The 17,925-nt window shown below is 38.7% G+C and carries 15 protein-coding genes; 12 read left to right on the forward strand and 3 right to left on the reverse strand.

The annotated features are described in order from the left end of the window. Positions 1 to 27 precede the first annotated feature (27 nt). Positions 28 to 921, forward strand: a complete 894-nt coding sequence (locus ACUN28_RS10695; protein WP_016086698.1) for a metallophosphoesterase — start codon at positions 28 to 30, stop codon at positions 919 to 921. A gap of 101 nt (positions 922 to 1,022) precedes the next feature. Continuing rightward, on the forward strand, positions 1,023 to 2,234 hold the full coding sequence (locus ACUN28_RS10700) for a M20 metallopeptidase family protein (protein WP_016136798.1): 1,212 nt from the start codon (positions 1,023 to 1,025) through the stop codon (positions 2,232 to 2,234). 52 nt (positions 2,235 to 2,286) lie between these two features. On the opposite strand, the gene ACUN28_RS10705 is transcribed toward ACUN28_RS10700, so the two are convergent. Further along, entirely contained in the window at positions 2,287 to 3,369 is a 1,083-nt protein-coding gene (locus ACUN28_RS10705) for a chitinase (RefSeq protein WP_016086700.1), read from the reverse strand. 422 nt (positions 3,370 to 3,791) lie between these two features. On the opposite strand from ACUN28_RS10705, the gene gabP reads away from it, so the two are divergent. From gabP to entD, 8 genes are all read left to right on the forward strand, one after another. Continuing rightward, positions 3,792 to 5,186, forward strand: a complete 1,395-nt coding sequence (gabP, locus tag ACUN28_RS10710) for a GABA permease (protein WP_016086701.1) — start codon at positions 3,792 to 3,794, stop codon at positions 5,184 to 5,186. A 134-nt stretch (positions 5,187 to 5,320) separates the two neighbouring features. Next, on the forward strand, positions 5,321 to 5,659 hold the full coding sequence (locus ACUN28_RS10715) for a hypothetical protein (RefSeq protein WP_116329153.1): 339 nt from the start codon (positions 5,321 to 5,323) through the stop codon (positions 5,657 to 5,659). A 317-nt stretch (positions 5,660 to 5,976) separates the two neighbouring features. Continuing rightward, positions 5,977 to 6,519, forward strand: coding sequence for a DUF420 domain-containing protein (locus ACUN28_RS10720; RefSeq protein ID WP_000228316.1), 543 nt, complete (start codon positions 5,977 to 5,979; stop codon positions 6,517 to 6,519). Between the two features lie 115 nt (positions 6,520 to 6,634). Further along, positions 6,635 to 7,798, forward strand: a complete 1,164-nt coding sequence (locus ACUN28_RS10725) for an iron-containing alcohol dehydrogenase (RefSeq protein WP_016086703.1) — start codon at positions 6,635 to 6,637, stop codon at positions 7,796 to 7,798. Positions 7,799 to 7,955: 157 nt separating this feature from the next. Continuing rightward, the gene (locus tag ACUN28_RS10730; protein ID WP_016086704.1) at positions 7,956 to 8,708 is read left to right on the forward strand and encodes a DeoR/GlpR family DNA-binding transcription regulator; all 753 of its coding nucleotides are present in this window, start codon (positions 7,956 to 7,958) and stop codon (positions 8,706 to 8,708) included. Beyond that, positions 8,705 to 9,616: a 1-phosphofructokinase gene (gene pfkB / locus ACUN28_RS10735; RefSeq protein ID WP_016086705.1), complete on the forward strand. Its 912-nt coding sequence runs from the start codon at positions 8,705 to 8,707 to the stop codon at positions 9,614 to 9,616. The genes ACUN28_RS10730 and pfkB overlap by 4 nt, the downstream gene beginning before the upstream one ends. A 13-nt stretch (positions 9,617 to 9,629) precedes the next feature. Further along, on the forward strand, positions 9,630 to 11,489 hold the full coding sequence (locus tag ACUN28_RS10740; protein ID WP_016086706.1) for a PTS fructose transporter subunit IIABC: 1,860 nt from the start codon (positions 9,630 to 9,632) through the stop codon (positions 11,487 to 11,489). A gap of 348 nt (positions 11,490 to 11,837) precedes the next feature. Next, positions 11,838 to 12,770 (forward strand): cell wall-binding protein EntD, encoded by a 933-nt coding sequence (gene entD, locus ACUN28_RS10745; protein ID WP_016086707.1) that lies wholly within the window; start codon positions 11,838 to 11,840, stop codon positions 12,768 to 12,770. A 60-nt stretch (positions 12,771 to 12,830) separates the two neighbouring features. Here the strand turns inward: entD and ACUN28_RS10750 are convergent, their stop codons facing one another. Beyond that, positions 12,831 to 13,076 carry a hypothetical protein gene (locus ACUN28_RS10750; protein WP_016086708.1) on the reverse strand — a complete coding sequence of 82 codons (246 nt, stop codon included), beginning with the start codon at positions 13,074 to 13,076 and terminating at the stop codon, positions 12,831 to 12,833. 181 nt (positions 13,077 to 13,257) lie between these two features. Here ACUN28_RS10750 and miaA point away from each other — a divergent pair, with 181 nt between their 5' ends. After that, on the forward strand, positions 13,258 to 14,211 hold the full coding sequence (miaA, locus tag ACUN28_RS10755; RefSeq protein ID WP_016086709.1) for a tRNA (adenosine(37)-N6)-dimethylallyltransferase MiaA: 954 nt from the start codon (positions 13,258 to 13,260) through the stop codon (positions 14,209 to 14,211). A 21-nt stretch (positions 14,212 to 14,232) separates the two neighbouring features. Continuing rightward, on the forward strand, positions 14,233 to 14,457 hold the full coding sequence (hfq, locus tag ACUN28_RS10760) for an RNA chaperone Hfq (RefSeq protein WP_000813896.1): 225 nt from the start codon (positions 14,233 to 14,235) through the stop codon (positions 14,455 to 14,457). Between the two features lie 80 nt (positions 14,458 to 14,537). Here hfq and ACUN28_RS10765 read toward each other — a convergent pair whose 3' ends face one another. Beyond that, positions 14,538 to 17,861 carry a Gly-Xaa-Xaa repeat protein gene (locus ACUN28_RS10765; protein ID WP_445423375.1) on the reverse strand — a complete coding sequence of 1,108 codons (3,324 nt, stop codon included), beginning with the start codon at positions 17,859 to 17,861 and terminating at the stop codon, positions 14,538 to 14,540. Positions 17,862 to 17,925 lie beyond the last annotated feature (64 nt).

The raw sequence follows: 17,925 nt of genomic DNA on the forward strand, positions 1-17,925 counted from the left end.
CTTTAAAGTACTTCTAGAGGTGAGAACATGCATACGCATCATGTGAAAAAAGAACAAAAAAAATCAATCGTCAAGATATTTATAATCAGTTTCATAAGCATAGTAATGATTTCAATAAGTTTGTATTTCTATGCGACAGAAATAGAACGGAAACTAGTAACAGTTACGTGGAATGAAATAGAAGCTTCTACAATTCCTAAAGAGTTTAATAATAAGAAAATATTACAATTCTCGGATGTACATTTAGGGCCAGAATTTACACTGAAACAACTAGAAAATTTGGTGGAGAAGATGAATGCGTTACATCCAGATGTAGTAGTTTTTACAGGGGATTTAATAGATAAGTTTGGATCGTATAAAGCCGAAAGAGAAGAGGCGAAAGGTATTTTACAGAAAATACATGCGCCCTTAGGGAAATATGCTGTGTTTGGGAATCATGATAGGGGCGGGGGAGGTAGTTTATTTTATAAAAAGTATATGGAGGAAGCTGGTTTTTCTGTGTTAGTAAATGAAGTGCAGAAAATTAAAGTGGAAAACGGCAAATATATTACAATATCAGGTTTGGATGATTTTCTATTAGGGAAGCCGCAAATAGATTCAACTTTAAAAAACTTGAAACAAAATGATTTCAACATGTTATTAGTACATGAGCCGGATGTTGTAACCAAAATCAATCGTTACCCAGTTAATCTTCAACTGTCAGGACATAGTCACGGAGGACAAGTCCAAATTCCTTTTGTAGGTCCGTTAATTACTACCAAACTAGCTGAGAACTATGTTGAAGGTATGTATGAAGTAGAGGGGAAGAGTAAGCCGTTATATTTATATGTAAATCGTGGCATTGGGACTACTAGGATGCCTGTTAGATTTTGGAGTGTACCTGAACTTTCAGTTTTTGTATTGAAGCAAAATAGTGACTAGAATGGTAGCGGGACTTTCAGAGAAAGTTCTTTTTTTATTGATTAAACACAGAATATTATGTAATTTTTATTTAAAGTGTTAAAAAAGAAAGGGGCATTTCTATGATAGAAACATGGCATAAAGAATTGGAAAGTTTATATAACCAAATGGTTTTGTGGCGAAGAGATTTTCATCAATACCCAGAGCTATCGTTTCAAGAAATAGAAACATCGAAAAAAATAGCTGAAATCTTAAAAAGCTTTCATATTAATGTGACAACAGATGTTGGAGGAAGAGGGATAATCGGCGTAATTGAAGGTGGAAAACCTGGGAAGACGATAGCGTTACGTGCTGATTTTGATGCGCTACCTATTCAAGATGAAAAGCAAGTTTCATATAAATCAAAGGTTCCTGGCGTAATGCATGCTTGTGGGCATGATGGACATACAGCAACACTTTTAGGAGTTGCAAAAATATTAAGTGACCATAGAGATCAGCTTTCTGGAAAAATAGTTCTTATACATCAACATGCAGAAGAGAAAGAGCCTGGCGGAGCAATTGCTATGATTGAGGATGGGTGTTTAGAAGGTGTAGATGTTGTGTTTGGAACACATTTATCTTCTCAAATGCCTTTAGGAATGGTTGGAGCGAAAGCTGGAGCAATGATGGCAGCAGCTGATTCTTTTGAAGTGAAGGTTCAAGGGCGAGGTGGTCATGGAGGTATGCCGCATCATACTGTAGATGCTATTATCGTTGCAACGCAAGTTATTAATCAATTACAACTTTTAGTGAGTAGAAAAGTAGATCCGCTTCAATCTGCAGTATTAACAGTAGGCACATTTCATGCTGGTCAAGCAGATAATATTATTGCAGATACTGCTACATTTACAGGGACCATTCGAACGCTAGATCCTGAAGTGAGAGAATATATGGAGAAGGAATTTAAACGAGTTGTTGAAGGGATTTGTCAGTCTCTTCATGCTGAAGTTACTATTCAATATAAACGAGGCTATCCAATATTAATAAATCATGTAGATGAAACACGTCATTTTATGACGGTTGCGGAACATAATCTTGGCAGAGAAAGGGTCATGGAAGTACCACCTATTATGGGGGGAGAAGATTTTGCATACTACTTAGAACATGTTCCTGGAGCATTTTTCTTCACAGGTGCGGGTAATGAAGAAATAGGAGCGACATATCCACATCATCATCCTCAATTTGATTTTGATGAACGAGCGATGTTAATTGGTGGTAAATTACTTTTAAGTCTTGTGAATAGTTATGTAAGAGATGAAAAAGAATCTTTTCATCATGTAGAAGTGAAAAAGTAATTTACATAAATAAAAAACAACAATAGGCCCTATAACCTATTGTTGTTTTTTATTATTTTTGCAAGGGAAGACCATCAAAATATGTTCTGTAATTATTAGAGAATTCAAAGTTGTTTTTTGCATCCCAATTAATAGACCAAGACATTAAACCGCGAAATGCAGGATAGCCACTCTGGTTAGAAATTTTATACTTTCCTCCGAACGGAACCCCTTTAATAATATAATTTAAAGCTTTTTTCATTTCAGTCGGAGAAATATATCCGCCACTTGGAGCTGCCGCTGGTGCTGCAGGAAGTCCAATCATTACCTGATCTGAACGAAGAGCTGGGAAAATGTTATTTGCATTACCACCTACAGGAAAACCATGTAAGAGCATGTCTGCCATAGCGACCTCGTAGTCTGCAGTACCTTGATTGTAATTATTACCGTCCATTCCAATCCCGCTACCAGCGTTGTAGTGTTGAACGTGAATGTATGTTAGTTTGTCTTTCACTCCGTAAATAATCGGTAAATATGCTCCCCAGATGCTTCCGTATGCGCTATAACCACCTTGAACATAAGCTGTTTCAGGAGCCATGCTTAATAGAAAATCTGGACCATAATGATCTGAGATTGTCCGAATAGCTGAAATAAGATTTACGATTTGAGGAGTAGTTGGGTTTTTGAAATTAGTGTCATTTCCGTTTAAGTAAATTCCTGACTCAAGGTCAATATCTATTCCATCAAAACCGTATTTATCGATCAGAGATTGTATGGAATTAATAAAACGTAGCTTAGCGGCATTGTCAGGAAGTAAAACGATCCCATTTTGTCCACCTATGGAAAGAACTACTTTTTTTCCTTTGCTTTTTAAATAAGAAATATCTGATTTGAACTCTGCATCCGTACCATACACAGGAGAAAATTCAACAGTGGAACGATCACTCCCAGTTTCACCGAAAGATACATTGATTACATCCCATTTTGGTGAAACGTCTCTTAATTTAATAATGCCAGTACCGTTATCAAAGTTATGCCAGTATCCAACGAGTAATTTTGATCCTAAATTGTTTGCTGCTTGTGCTTGAAAGGGAGCTAGCGGTAGCAGTAAGAAAATTACTAAAGTACAACAAATGAATTTGAACTTGTTTAACATATCAACACTCCTATACAAAAAGTTGTCTAGATGTATAATCTTGTTTATTTGATAATATCTGAAAATTCATTCTTTTGTAAGGTGACTATAATTTTCTCAACAATTGTATATGGAAAATTATTAAACCTAATGTAATAATTTCTGAAGGAGGTCGAATTGCGATTGTTAAATTCAGAATATTTTGATATATTTTAAAGTATAGGACAAGATTTTTCGCATAATACTCTTACATAAAGTGAAACTTTAATCAGTGGGGGTTTTGTTCATCCCCCGCTGATTATCAGCCCTCACCAATCGGGATTTTACGGGCAGTAGATCCCCACCTAACTTCATTGCTTCCGCTGAATTTTGAGATGGGGGTCTTACTGCCTGTTAATGCGGGATAAATTTCAAAATTAAGTTTGGAAGGGGATGTATAAGAGTTGGATAAAAATCTTAAGAAAGACCTTAAAATACGCCACATTACAATGATCTCAATCGGTGGCGTAATAGGAGCCGGTTTGTTTGTTGGAAGTGGGGCGGTTGTGCATTCAGCAGGGCCAGGTTCTATCGTTTCATATGCATTAGCAGGACTTCTAGTTATTTTCGTTATGAGAATGCTTGGGGAAATGGCAGCTATTAACCCGACAAGTGGGTCATTTGCAACATATGCAAGAGAAGCAATTGGTCCATGGGCAGGTTATACAATTGGGTGGCTATATTGGTTTTTCTGGGTAATTGTTATTGCAATAGAAGCTACAGCAGGTGCTGGTATTATTCAATACTGGATTCCAGAAATTCCACTTTGGTTATTAAGCCTAATATTAACGATTTTATTAACGTTGACAAATGTTTTTTCGGTGAAATCATTTGGAGAGTTTGAATATTGGTTTTCTTTTATTAAAGTAATAAGTATTGTTTTGTTCCTTTGTCTTGGACTAGCTGTTATTTTAGGGTTTGTACCAGGAACGGAAGCACCTGGCACCTCGAATTTAGTAGGGCAAGGAGGATTTATGCCAAATGGTATAAGTTCGGTGCTACTTGGAATTACCGTCGTTATATTTTCATTTATGGGATCTGAGATTGTTGCGGTAGCAGCCGGAGAGTCTGCTGAACCTGTAAAAGCAGTCAAAACAGCAACAAATAGTGTGATTTGGCGTATTCTCGTATTTTTTATTGGTTCTATTGCTGTAGTCGTTACACTCCTCCCATGGAATTCAGCAAACATACTAAAAAGTCCATTCGTAGCGGTACTGGAACATATAGGAATACCTGCGGCAGCGCAAATTATGAATTTTATTGTTCTAACAGCCGTACTTTCTTGTTTAAATTCGGGTTTATATACAAACTCAAGAATGCTTTTTTCGATGGCAGAAAGAGGAGATGCTCCAAAGGTATTTTTGAAATTGAACAGTAGTGGTGTTCCAGTTCGAGCGGTTTTATTTGGAACTTTCTTTGCTTACATTGGAGTTGTTTTTAGTTACATATCTCCAGATAAAGTATTTTTATTTTTAGTGAATGCATCTGGCGGGATTGCGTTACTCGTTTATCTCGTTATAGCAATTTCACATTTAAAGATACGTAAAAAAATGGGACAAGCGGAACAACAAAATTTGAAAGTGAAAATGTGGCTTTTTCCGTGTGTAACGTATGTTACAATTGCCGTTATTATAGCAGTTTTAGTTGCAATGCTTGCAATTGAATCTTTACGTTCACAAGCACTATTAACGATGCTTGTTACTATTCTTATAATAATTTCTTATTTTATTTTTAATAGAAATAAAAATAGTACAGTGTTGTATCCAAAAAGTAGGGATGAAGAATCCGTTCGCTTCTAATTTCTTGTTTTTGAAGAAAAGGTACATCCAATCATTGCTAGAAAAGATTCATATATAAGTAAAGAAAAGAGTAATTACTATTGTCATAGTGAATATAAACTTTTTTCTTGACTTTTTATACGAAGGCGAGCAGAATGGTAAAAAAGGAAGGGGGGATGATGATGGAAGAGTACGTATTAGAGCTGTATAACCTGTTATATACGACAGAATGGCAAGATATTGTTTCGTTTCTAGGAATAGTATTTTGTATGAAAATTGTAATTGTATATATGGAAGAGCAAGGTATGTTCTATTCCTTCTCATCTCCGTTCGATGTGCAACGCGAGCCGTTGCTGAACTATGCCAAGGTAAATTACGAACAATTTCCTTTTGTAATTTTCTTTATGATTCGATTTATAACAGCAATTGTAAAGAAAAAGGAAAGTGACGATGAAGAGTACCACTCAACTTGTAATATAGCGACTGCTTTATAAGCTAAATACAAGGAGGAGATTTATATGTGGTTTCGATTTCTTATGATTGGTTTCTTTTCATTAACAGCAATTTCTTTAATGGGATATCAAGTGTCTGAAATTTATCAAGCATATAGCAATACGTTTTTTAACAAAAACTAATTACATTGCTATTTAAATAATAAAGCGATAAAATCCTTCTTAAGAAGTTTTGTTAAGAAGGATTTTTTCTTTGCTCTGTCTTACTGTGTCAAACTATTGTCACATTTACACTGTGAATAGTATGTTAAAATAGTGAGGTTACGTATACATATTTGAAGGAAGAGGGAGTGACCATTTTGGTGGATCAATCAACAAATCAGAAAAGCTATGCTCCTATTGTGATAACGCTTTCTGTAATTGTAAATGCGATTATTTTATTTTTGTTCTTTGGACCTGTTGGCTATGAAGGAGAAGTACATTTTGATGTAACAATTTTACCAATGTTAAATGCAATTTTTAATAGCTTTACGTTCGTATTCTTATTAGCAGCGTTATACTCTATTATTAAAAAGAATGTGAAAATGCACCGTGGTTTCATCCTGGCAGCATTTACAACGACGTTGCTATTTTGTGTTTCTTATTTATCGTATCATTACTTGGCGCCAGCAACACATTTTGGTGGGGAAGGATTCATTAAATATGTGTACTTCATTATTTTAATTACACATATTATCCTTGCAGCAATCATTGTACCACTTGCATTATTTGCGCTTGTATTTGGTTTTACAAATCAATTAACACGTCATCGTAAAATTGTACGTTGGACGATGCCGATTTGGTTATATGTAAGTTTATCTGGTGTTATTGTTTACTTAATGATCTCACCTTATTATCAATAAAAAATCTCAGCCTGTAGGCTGGGGTTTTTTATTAGGCAAATATTTTTGTGAAATGAAAAAAATATGTTATACAAAAGTATAGTTGCTTTTCATATAGAAGGGATGGTAAAGGAATATGCAAAATTTTGTATTTCGTAATCCAACGAAACTTATTTTCGGTAAAGGTCAATTAGAACAGTTGAAAACTGAAATTCCACAGTTTGGTAAAAAAGTTCTTCTCGTATACGGGGGAGGCAGCATTAAAAGAAATGGTATTTATGATAATGTAATTTCTATTTTAAAAGATATAAATGCGGAAGTATTTGAATTGACAGGTGTTGAACCAAATCCGCGTGTATCAACTGCAAAGAAAGGGATTCAAATTTGTAAAGATAATGGTGTTGAATTTATTTTAGCGGTTGGCGGAGGAAGTGTAATCGACTGTACGAAGGCAATTGCAGCTGGTAGTAAGTACGATGGAGATGTATGGGATATTGTAACGAAAAAAGCATTTGCTAGTGAGGCGTTACCATTTGGTACGGTACTTACTCTTGCGGCAACAGGATCTGAAATGAATGCTGGTTCTGTAATCACAAACTGGGAAACGAATGAAAAATATGGCTGGGGTAGCCCAGTTACTTTCCCGCAATTTTCGATTTTAGATCCAGTTCATACTGCGTCTGTACCGAGGGATCAAACAATTTACGGTATGGTAGATATTATGTCACATGTATTAGAGCAATATTTCCATCATGGAACAAATACAGAATTACAAGATCGTTATTGTGAATCTGTTTTAAAAACAGTAATTGAAACTGCTCCTAAGCTTTTAAGTGATTTAGAAAATTATGAGCATAGAGAAACCATTTTATATTGCGGAACGATGGCGTTAAACGGCATTTTAGCGATGGGAGTAAAAGGAGACTGGGCAACTCATAATATTGAGCACGCAGTTTCTGCGGTTCATGATATACCACACGGGGGTGGCCTTGCAATTCTATTCCCGAACTGGATGAAGCATGTTCTAGATAAAAATGTAAGTCGTTTTAAACAGTTCGCTATTCGCGTATTCGATGTAAAAACAGATGGAAAGATTGATCGAGAAATTGCGTTAGAAGGAATTGAGGCGTTACGTCAATTTTGGACTTCAATTGAGGCGCCAGTAACGTTAGCTGATTACGGTATTGGGGAAAATGAAATTGATTTAATGGCGGATAAAGCGATGGCTTATGGTGAATTTGGTAACTTTAAAAAATTAAATAAAGATGATGTTTTAAGTATATATAAAGCTTCTTTATAGGTGAATCGAGAAAAGAAACCCATTTGATTGTTATATCAAATGGGTTTCTTTTTGTTGCTTATAACCGTTTGTGACTGGTTTTGATTATTTATGAATGTTTGTGGTTGATTTTTGTGATCGTTTTCATTATACTGTAATCAAAGAAGAGGTGAATAAAATGTTAACTCCTGAACGTCATCAAATGATATTGCAACTTGTAAAAGAGCAGAAGGTTGTTAAATTACAGCAATTAGTGGAAAGAACAGAAAGCTCTGAATCAACAATTCGTCGTGATTTAGCACAATTGGAAAAGCAAAGGTTATTAAAAAGAGTTCATGGTGGTGCTGCTGTTTTAACAGGAAAAGGACAAGAGCCGACGATGGTTGAAAAATCATCCAAAAACATTCAAATAAAACAACAAATTGCTAAGTATGCAGCTAGCATTGTTGAACAAGGTGATTGCATTTATTTAGATGCAGGAAGTACAACATTTGAAATGATTCCATTTTTAATAAATAAAGATGTTACTGTCGTTACGAATGGACTTATGCATATTGAAGCTTTAGTTGACAATAATATTCGTGCGTATTTACTAGGCGGGATGATGAAGAGTAGGACGAAAGCTTTAATTGGTGCAATGGCGCAAGAAAGTATGCAGAAGTACCGTTTTGATAAATGTTTTTTAGGAGCGAATGGTGTACATGAACAGCTTGGTTTTACAACACCGGATCCAGAAGAGGCACTTTTAAAACAAATGGCATTAACATTAGCGAACGAAGGATATTTTTTAATTGATGAAAGTAAGTTTTCGGAAGTTGCGTTTGCGAAAAGTGCCAATGTGGAAGAGGCAAATATTATTACAAACCATTTAGAAATTGATTTAGAAAAATATAAAAGACAAACCAATGTAATTGAGGCTGATAAACAATGATCTATACAGTTACTTTAAACCCATCTATTGATTATGTAGTACAAGTTAGTTCCTTCGATTTTGGCGCAGTAAATCGAGCAGAGAAAGATATGAAGTTTCCTGGAGGAAAAGGGATTAATGTTTCTCGTGTTCTCCATCGTTTAGGTGTTGAAAATATAGCGCTTGGATTTACTGGTGGATTTACCGGTCAATTTATTAAAGATGTATTACAGACGGAAGGTGTAACAACAAATTTCGTCCAAGTAGATGGAGATTCCCGAATTAATGTGAAAATAAAAGGGCAAGAAGAGACAGAATTAAATGGACAAGGTCCTAATGTGACAAATGAACAATTTGAACAATTAATGAAACAAATCGAAAGTATGAAGCAGGGAGATTGTGTGGTACTAGCTGGAAGTGTACCGGCATCTATCCCCACTACTTTTTATGAATCAATCGCAGCATTTGGAGCTGAAAAAGGTATTCGTGTAGTAGTAGATGCGAGCGGAAGTGCACTTCAGCATGTAATTAAAAATAAGCCATTTTTAATAAAGCCTAATCATCATGAACTTGGTGAGTTATTCGGAGTAGAGATTTCAACAGTAGAAGATATTTTACCGTATGGAAGAAAATTAATCGAACAAGGTGTAGAGCACGTTATCGTATCAATGGCCGGAGATGGAGCTTTATTATTTACGGCAGAAGGTATATATGAAGCAACTGTTCCAAAAGGTGTTGTAATTAATTCGGTTGGTTCTGGAGATTCTCTCGTTGCAGGATTTGTAGGTAAATATGAACAGACAAAAGACATTGAAAAGGCATTTCAATATGGCGTTGCAACGGGGAGTGCAACAGCATTTTCAGCTGATTTATGTGAAAAGGAAAAAGTAGAAGAATTATTGTCGCAAGTAATTGTAGCTAAGCGATAGGGGGAAGCAACATATGAAAATTACAGAACTATTAAAAAAGGATACAGTTATTATGAATTTGACAGCTTCAAATAAAGAAGCTGTCATAGATGAATTAGTGGAGAAATTAGCCAGCGCAAATCGTTTAAATAGTAAAGCAGAATTTAAAGAAGCTATTTTTAAGCGGGAGTCACAAAGTACGACTGGAATAGGGGAAGGGATTGCAATACCTCATGCGAAAACAAAAGCTGTTAAGCAACCAGCGATTTGTTTTGGTAGAAGTGTAAGCGGTATCAACTATGAATCACTTGACGGACAGCCAGCGCATTTATTCTTTATGATTGCTGCAAGCGAAGGGGCGAATAATACTCATTTAGAAACGTTGTCGCGCCTATCTACATTATTAATGGATGAAGGTTTTCGCAGACAATTATTAGAAGCAAAGGATGGAGAGGAACTTCTTCGCTTATTTGATGAAAAAGAGAATGAAAAAGAAGAAGAAGAGGTTGAGGTTGCAAAACCAGAAGGAAATGAACCGTACGTATTAGCAGTTACCGCTTGCCCAACTGGAATCGCTCACACGTATATGGCTGCGGATAGCTTGAAAGCAAAAGCAGCAGAGCTAGGAATAGCGATTAAAGTTGAAACGAATGGATCAACAGGTATAAAGAACGGTTTAACGAAAGAGGATATTGAAAGAGCAACAACTATTATCGTTGCGGCAGATAAACAAGTAGAAATGAACCGTTTTGCTGGGAAGCATGTCATTCAAGTACCAGTCGCTGATGGAATTAGAAAAACAGAAGTACTTCTTAATCGCGCTGTAAAACAAGATGCACCAATCTTTAAAGGGATAAAAGAAGATGGGAAGGCAGAAAGTACAGAGAAAGAAAAAGGATTAGGAATTTATAAGCATTTAATGAGCGGTGTAAGTAATATGCTTCCATTCGTTGTTGGTGGCGGAATTTTAATCGCATTAGCATTTATGTTCGGTGGAATTAAGGCGGAAGGTCCTATTGCTGAAATATTAATGACTATTGGTGGTGGAGAAAAAGGAGCCTTTTTATTCCTTGTACCAATTTTAGCTGGATTTATTGCAAGTTCTATTGCTGATCGACCTGGTTTTATGCCTGGTGTTGTCGGAGGATTTTTGGCGGCACAAGCAAATGCTGGCTTTTTAGGTGGATTAATTGCCGGTTTCTTAGCGGGGTATATTGTTTTAGGATTGAAAAGATTGTTTTCAGGATTACCAGTACAGTTAGAAGGAATTAAACCTGTTTTGTTATATCCGGTCTTTGGATTGTTAATTACAGGGGTTGTTATGCAAAAAGTAGTAAACCCACCTGTAGTAGCATTAAATGAAATGTTAACAGGATGGTTGAATGGTTTGAGTGGAACGAATGCTATATTATTAGGTCTTATTCTAGGTGGCATGATGGCGATTGATATGGGTGGTCCAATTAATAAAGCCGCATTTACATTTGGTATCGCTGCAATAGAAGCAAAGAACTTTGGAGTACACTCTGCTGTTATGGCTGGTGGTATGGTACCGCCATTAGCGATTGCATTCGCAACTACCTTCTTTAAATCAAAGTTTACTGAAGCAGAACGTAAATCGGGTTTAACAAATTATATTATGGGAGCATCGTTTATTACTGAAGGTGCGATTCCGTTTGCAGCTGCAGATCCGGTTCGAGTAATAGTAAGTTGTGTTGTTGGTTCAAGTATTGCGGGTGCATTATCTATGTTATTCCAAATTACATTACCAGCACCGCATGGTGGATTGTTTGTTATCGCATTAGTAAATAAACCGGTGTTATATATTTTCTCGATATTCATAGGGACAGTTGTTTCTGCTCTTATGATGGGAATTTGGAAAAAGAAAGTCAAATAACACATGTAAAGGGAGCAGCTTTTATGAGCTGCTCTCTTTTATTACAAAAAAGGAGGTTAATAATTGGAAAATGATGATTTTTGGTAAAAGATGTAATGAAATATGATTTTTTTGTAACAAAAAAGTAATACTGTAATTTTTTTTGGAAAAAAATTCTGGTGCTTGTATGTGGAAAATATATGAAAACTATTGAGAATTCTATTGGAAATGGAATTCATTAATATGGAAATTTATGTTACAACTCATTAATCGTGTATTACGAATGGTTTGTAATTGTGTGATTTCTAAAAATCCTAAAAATCTGTTGCTATAATGAAAATACGAAAACAAAGCAAATGGAGGCTATTCATGAAAAAATTATTAGGTATAGCAACGGCGGCAGTTTTTGGTCTTGGGATTTTTGCGGGTTCTGCGAAAGCAGAAACAATTGTAACAACAGACGTATTAAATGTTAGAGAAAACCCAACTGCAGAGTCAAAACTTGTAGGTAAAATGTTAAGTGGGAATAAATTAGATGTTATAAATACAGAAAACGGATGGGCAAAAATTAAATTAAATGGTAAAGAAGCGTTTGTAAGTGCTGAATTTACAAAAAGTACATATTATGTAACGGCGGGCGTGTTAAATGTTCGTGCTGGAGCGAATACTGACTCTGAAATTCTTGGTAAACTGAATAAAGATGATGTAATTGAAACGACAAATCAAGTTCAAAATGAATGGTTACAATTTGATTATAATGGAAAAACAGGATATGTTCACGTGCCATTTCTAACAGCGACGGCACCTGTGATTGAAAAGAAAGAAGTTGTAACGCAAGAAGAAGCACCGGTAAGAGTAAATACGCCGGTTAAAAATAATAAAGTAGTTAAGAGCACAGAGTCTGTTAAGAATGTAGAAACAAGTAAACCTGTGGCAAAAGAGAAGTCAACTGCGAAACAAGTTGCTAAATCTACTGAAACAAGTGCACCTGCTGGTGGACGTGAAATAACAGTAGAAGCGACAGCGTATACAGCAGATCCAAGTGAGAATGGTACGCATGGTGGTCGTGTATTAACTGCAATGGGGCATGATTTAACAGCGAATCCGAATATGAAAGTAATTGCTGTTGATCCTAAAGTAATTCCACTTGGATCAAAAGTATGGGTAGAAGGATATGGAGAAGCGATTGCTGGAGATACTGGTGGTGCGATTAAAGGAAATCGTATTGATGTTTTAGTCGGTTCAGATGGTAGTGCTAATAGCTGGGGGCGTAAATCTGTAAAAGTGAAAGTTATCAAGTAGTATATGTATTAATATAAAAGGCGGTTGCTTGAAAGTATGTAAGCAACCGCCTTTTATGGATTATTGAAAAGGATAAATCGTTTTACCTGTAATAATTTTATATGCACTGCAAAATTGATTTTGAATATAATCTGTATTTTTATTTTCTGGATGTAATGTTGTTTCTTGGAGAGTAGAATGAAAAGAACGTAGCAAACAATTTAAGGCGAAATATAATTCTTCTTGTGAGCAATTTTGTTCCTTTGTAGCAGTAGCTAAAATGAGGTCTTTTGTCAAAGATGAAAAATTGATAGTGGATTGTTCCATAGTTAACTCATCCTCTCGAAGGTATTTTTAATCATGTATATGACGAATTGGACAAACTATGTTCTTTTTTATTTATAATTTCATGTACCGAAATGAAAGAACTTGCAATCATGCCGTTAAAATTGGTAAGATTGGATATAATCAATAGATGGAGTACATTACATAAAGAGAGTTGAATGATATGGGAGAAGTGCAACGTGAAAAAGTTGCTGTCATCATTGGACCAACTGCTGTTGGAAAGACGAAGTTAAGTATTGATCTTGCCAAAGCGTTGAATGGTGAAATTATAAGTGGAGATTCCATGCAGATTTATCGTACGATGGATATTGGAACTGCAAAGGTGACGAAAGAAGAGATGGACGGAATTCCACATTATATGGTCGATATAAAAAATCCGGAAGAATCATTTTCTGTTGCCGAATTTCAAGAACGTGTTCGTAAGCATATTCGAGAGATTACAGAGCGTGGTAAATTGCCGATTATCGTAGGTGGAACTGGTCTGTACATACAATCTGTTTTATTCGATTATCAGTTTACGGATGATGCTGGTGATACGATATACCGAGAACAAATGGAAAAGTTAGCATTAGAACGTGGTGTGGAATATGTACATAAAAAATTACAAGAAGTAGACCCAGAAAGCGCGGAGCGTATTCATGCAAATAATGTACGCCGTGTCATTAGAGCGCTAGAAATTTTCCACACGACGGGTGAAAAAATGAGTGATCAACTTGAAAAACAAGAAAACGAGTTATTATACGATGTTTCCTTGATTGGCTTGACAATGGATCGAGAAATACTATACGATCGCATTAACTTACGAGTTGATATAATGATGGACCAAGGTTTATTAAAAGAAGTAGAAGGATTGTATAATAGAGGGATACGAGATTGTCAATCTATTCAAGCGATTGGGTATAAAGAGATATATGATTATTTTGAGGATCGTGTCTCTTTAGAAGAAGCGGTATCACAATTAAAGACGAATTCACGTCGTTATGCAAAGCGTCAATTAACGTGGTTCCGTAATAAGATGGATGTCACATGGTTTGATGTTACAGACGGTGAAAAAACGTCAGAAATTTTACGATACATAGAAGGAAAGTTACAACTAAAGTCGAATAATAGTAAGTAGAGAAAAAGAGGAGGATTCGACATGAAGCAATCAATCAATATTCAAGATCAGTTTTTAAATCAACTCCGTAAAGAAAATACGTTTGTTACGCTGTACTTATTAAATGGTTTCCAGCTTCGTGGATTAATTAAAGGATTTGATAATTTTACAGTCCTACTGGAAACAGAAGGTAAGCAGCAGCTTATTTATAAACATGCAATTTCTACATTTGTACCACAAAAAAATGTTTCCATTGAATTAGAGTAGTAATGAATTATTGTACATAACAAAAAAAGAGCGAGTTTTTCGCTCTTTTTTTATTTGTCATAAACAATAAATAGTGAAATTTAAGCAATTCTAAATACAGTTAGACGAATGTTAGTGTTTCCTGTTGCAGGGATCGTAATCTCGTTAAGAGTAGATTGGACAGAAATGTTTGCGTTATCTGTTAACGTTTCGATTGTAGTGAATGAAAGTGAGTCGCCTATTAGATTTGAAGAGAAGTTGTCAGTTGCGACTGCTCCATTAATTGAAATGCCTACTCCAAGAGGAGCGCATCCTGGCGCAGTTGTAGAAATAGATACGCTAATGACATAAATACCACCGTTGATAACTGTAACTGTATCTGTGCCATTAAAGATAATATTATTTACGTTAATTGCAGTACTGAAAATAAAGTTATTAAATTGTAGTACTGTTTGTTGAATGTTGTTTGTTACAACAATTGTTGCTACAGGGAAGCTAGGTCCAGTAGGCCCAGTAGGTCCGGTAACTCCTATACCAGTAGCGCCGGTAGCACCCGTGTTACCTTGAACGCCTTGAGGTCCAGTGGCACCAGTAGCACCCGTGTTACCTTGAATACCTTGAGGTCCAGTGGCACCAGTAGCACCTGCTGGTCCTTGAACACCTTGAGGTCCAGTAGCACCTGTGTTACCTTGAGGCCCCTGAGGTCCAGTAGGTCCGGTAACTCCTATACCAGTGGCACCAGTGGCACCCGTGTTACCTTGAACGCCTTGAGGTCCGGTAGCGCCAGTAGCACCCGTGTTACCTTGAACGCCTTGAGGTCCAGTGGCACCAGTAGCACCCGTGTTACCTTGAACACCTTGAGGTCCAGTGGCACCGGTAGCACCTGTGTTACCTTGAACGCCTTGAGGTCCAGTGGCACCAGTAGCACCTGTGTTACCTTGAACGCCTTGAGGTCCAGTGGCACCAGTAGCACCTGCTGGTCCTTGAACACCTTGAGGTCCAGTGGCACCAGTAGCACCTGCTGGTCCTTGAACACCTTGAGGTCCAGTGGCACCAGTAGCACCCGTGTTACCTTGAACACCTTGAGGTCCAGTGGCACCAGTAGCACCCGTGTTACCTTGAACACCTTGAGGTCCAGTAGCACCTGTGTTACCTTGAGGCCCCTGAGGTCCAGTAGGTCCAGTAGGCCCGCCAGAAGGTCCGGTAGGTCCGGTAACTCCTATACCAGTGGCACCAGTAGCACCCGTGTTACCTTGAACGCCTTGAGGTCCGGTAGCGCCAGTAGCACCCGTGTTACCTTGAACGCCTTGAGGTCCGGTAGCGCCAGTAGCACCCGTGTTACCTTGAACGCCTTGAGGTCCGGTAGCGCCAGTAGCACCCGTGTTACCTTGAACGCCTTGAGGTCCGGTAGCGCCAGTAGCACCCGTGTTACCTTGAACGCCTTGAGGTCCGGTAGCGCCAGTAGCACCCGTGTTACCTTGAACGCCTTGAGGTCCGGTAGCGCCAGTAGCACCCGTGTTACCTTGAACGCCTTGAGGTCCGGTAGCGCCAGTAGCACCCGTGTTACCTTGAACGCCTTGAGGTCCGGTAGCGCCAGTAGCACCCGTGTTACCTTGAACGCCTTGAGGTCCGGTAGCGCCAGTAGCACCCGTGTTACCTTGAACGCCTTGAGGTCCAGTGGCACCAGTAGCACCTGCTGGTCCTTGAACACCTTGAGGTCCAGTGGCACCGGTAGCACCTGTGTTACCTTGAACACCTTGAGGTCCAGTGGCACCAGTAGCACCCGTGTTACCTTGAACACCTTGAGGTCCAGTGGCACCGGTAGCACCTGTGTTACCTTGAACACCTTGAGGTCCAGTGGCACCAGTAGCACCCGTGTTACCTTGAACACCTTGAGGTCCAGTGGCACCAGTAGCACCCGTGTTACCTTGAACACCTTGAGGTCCAGTGGCACCAGTAGCACCTGTGTTACCTTGAACACCTTGAGGTCCAGTGGCACCGGTAGCACCCGTGTTACCTTGAACACCTTGAGGTCCAGTGGCACCAGTAGCACCCGTGTTACCTTGAACACCTTGAGGTCCAGTGGCACCAGTAGCACCCGTGTTACCTTGAACACCTTGAGGTCCAGTGGCACCAGTAGCACCTGTGTTACCTTGAACACCTTGAGGTCCAGTGGCACCGGTAGCACCCGTGTTACCTTGAACACCTTGAGGTCCAGTGGCACCAGTAGCACCCGTGTTACCTTGAACACCTTGAGGTCCAGTGGCACCAGTAGCACCCGTGTTACCTTGAACACCTTGAGGTCCAGTGGCACCAGTAGCACCCGTGTTACCTTGAACACCTTGAGGTCCAGTGGCACCAGTAGCACCCGTGTTACCTTGAACGCCTTGAGGTCCAGTGGCACCAGTAGCACCTGCTGGTCCTTGAACACCTTGAGGTCCAGTGGCACCAGTAGCACCTGTGTTACCCTGAGGTCCGGTAGCGCCCGTGTTACCTCGAGGCCCAGTGGCACCGGTAGCGCCCGTGTTACCTTGAACACCTTGAGGTCCGGTAGCGCCCGTGTTACCTCGAGGCCCAGTGGCACCGGTAGCGCCTGTGTTACCTTGAGGTCCGGTAGCGCCAGTAGCGCCCGTGTTACCTCGAGGCCCAGTGGCACCGGTAGCGCCTGTGTTACCTCGAGGCCCAGTGGCACCGGTAGCGCCTGTGTTACCTTGAGGTCCGGTAGCGCCAGTAGCGCCCGTGTTACCTCGAGGCCCAGTGGCACCGGTAGCGCCTGTGTTACCTCGAGGCCCAGTGGCACCGGTAGCGCCTGTGTTACCTTGAGGTCCGGTAGCGCCAGTAGCGCCCGTGTTACCTCGAGGCCCAGTGGCACCGGTAGCGCCTGTGTTACCTTGAGGTCCGGTAGCGCCAGTAGCGCCCGTGTTACCTCGAGGTCCAGTAGGCCCGGTAGGCCCTCTGCCGAACGAAGCTGAATTAACTAGAGTAGTTTGTAACTCTGCAATTAATTTAAGGAGTTCTTGGAGTGTACAATGATCGATTCGGAATAACTTTGTGATGTAAAGTAAATAATTAATTAAAATTTGGAGTTCAACAAATACAGCACTTGCTATGAAGGTTGGGTTTCTTAATATAGTTATTAAGTTTTTTATAATAGCTAATCCTTGCGCTTTTAGGGAGGAAGTAGCGTCTAGTGAACAAATAAATTTACTTAGTAGGTTCAATGTATCAATTAGATCTTCAATATTTTGGGGAGATGGATTTGCAAAAAGTTTTGGGATTATTTTTGTTAAATCGATAATGATTGCGCGAAATGTTCTAAGTTGTGCCTTAGTAATTGGGATTGATGGGGTATTTGGGATTCGTCCAGCGCTACTTGGAAAGCATGGTTTGGAGAATTTGTTTTGACTGTCGTCATAACGAGACATTAAATCTCTCCTTTCTAATGAGAATGTGAATGAAACTCATCATAGTAGATGCAAAAATTGGTTA

The organism is Bacillus sp. WC2507 (assembly GCF_052656125.1).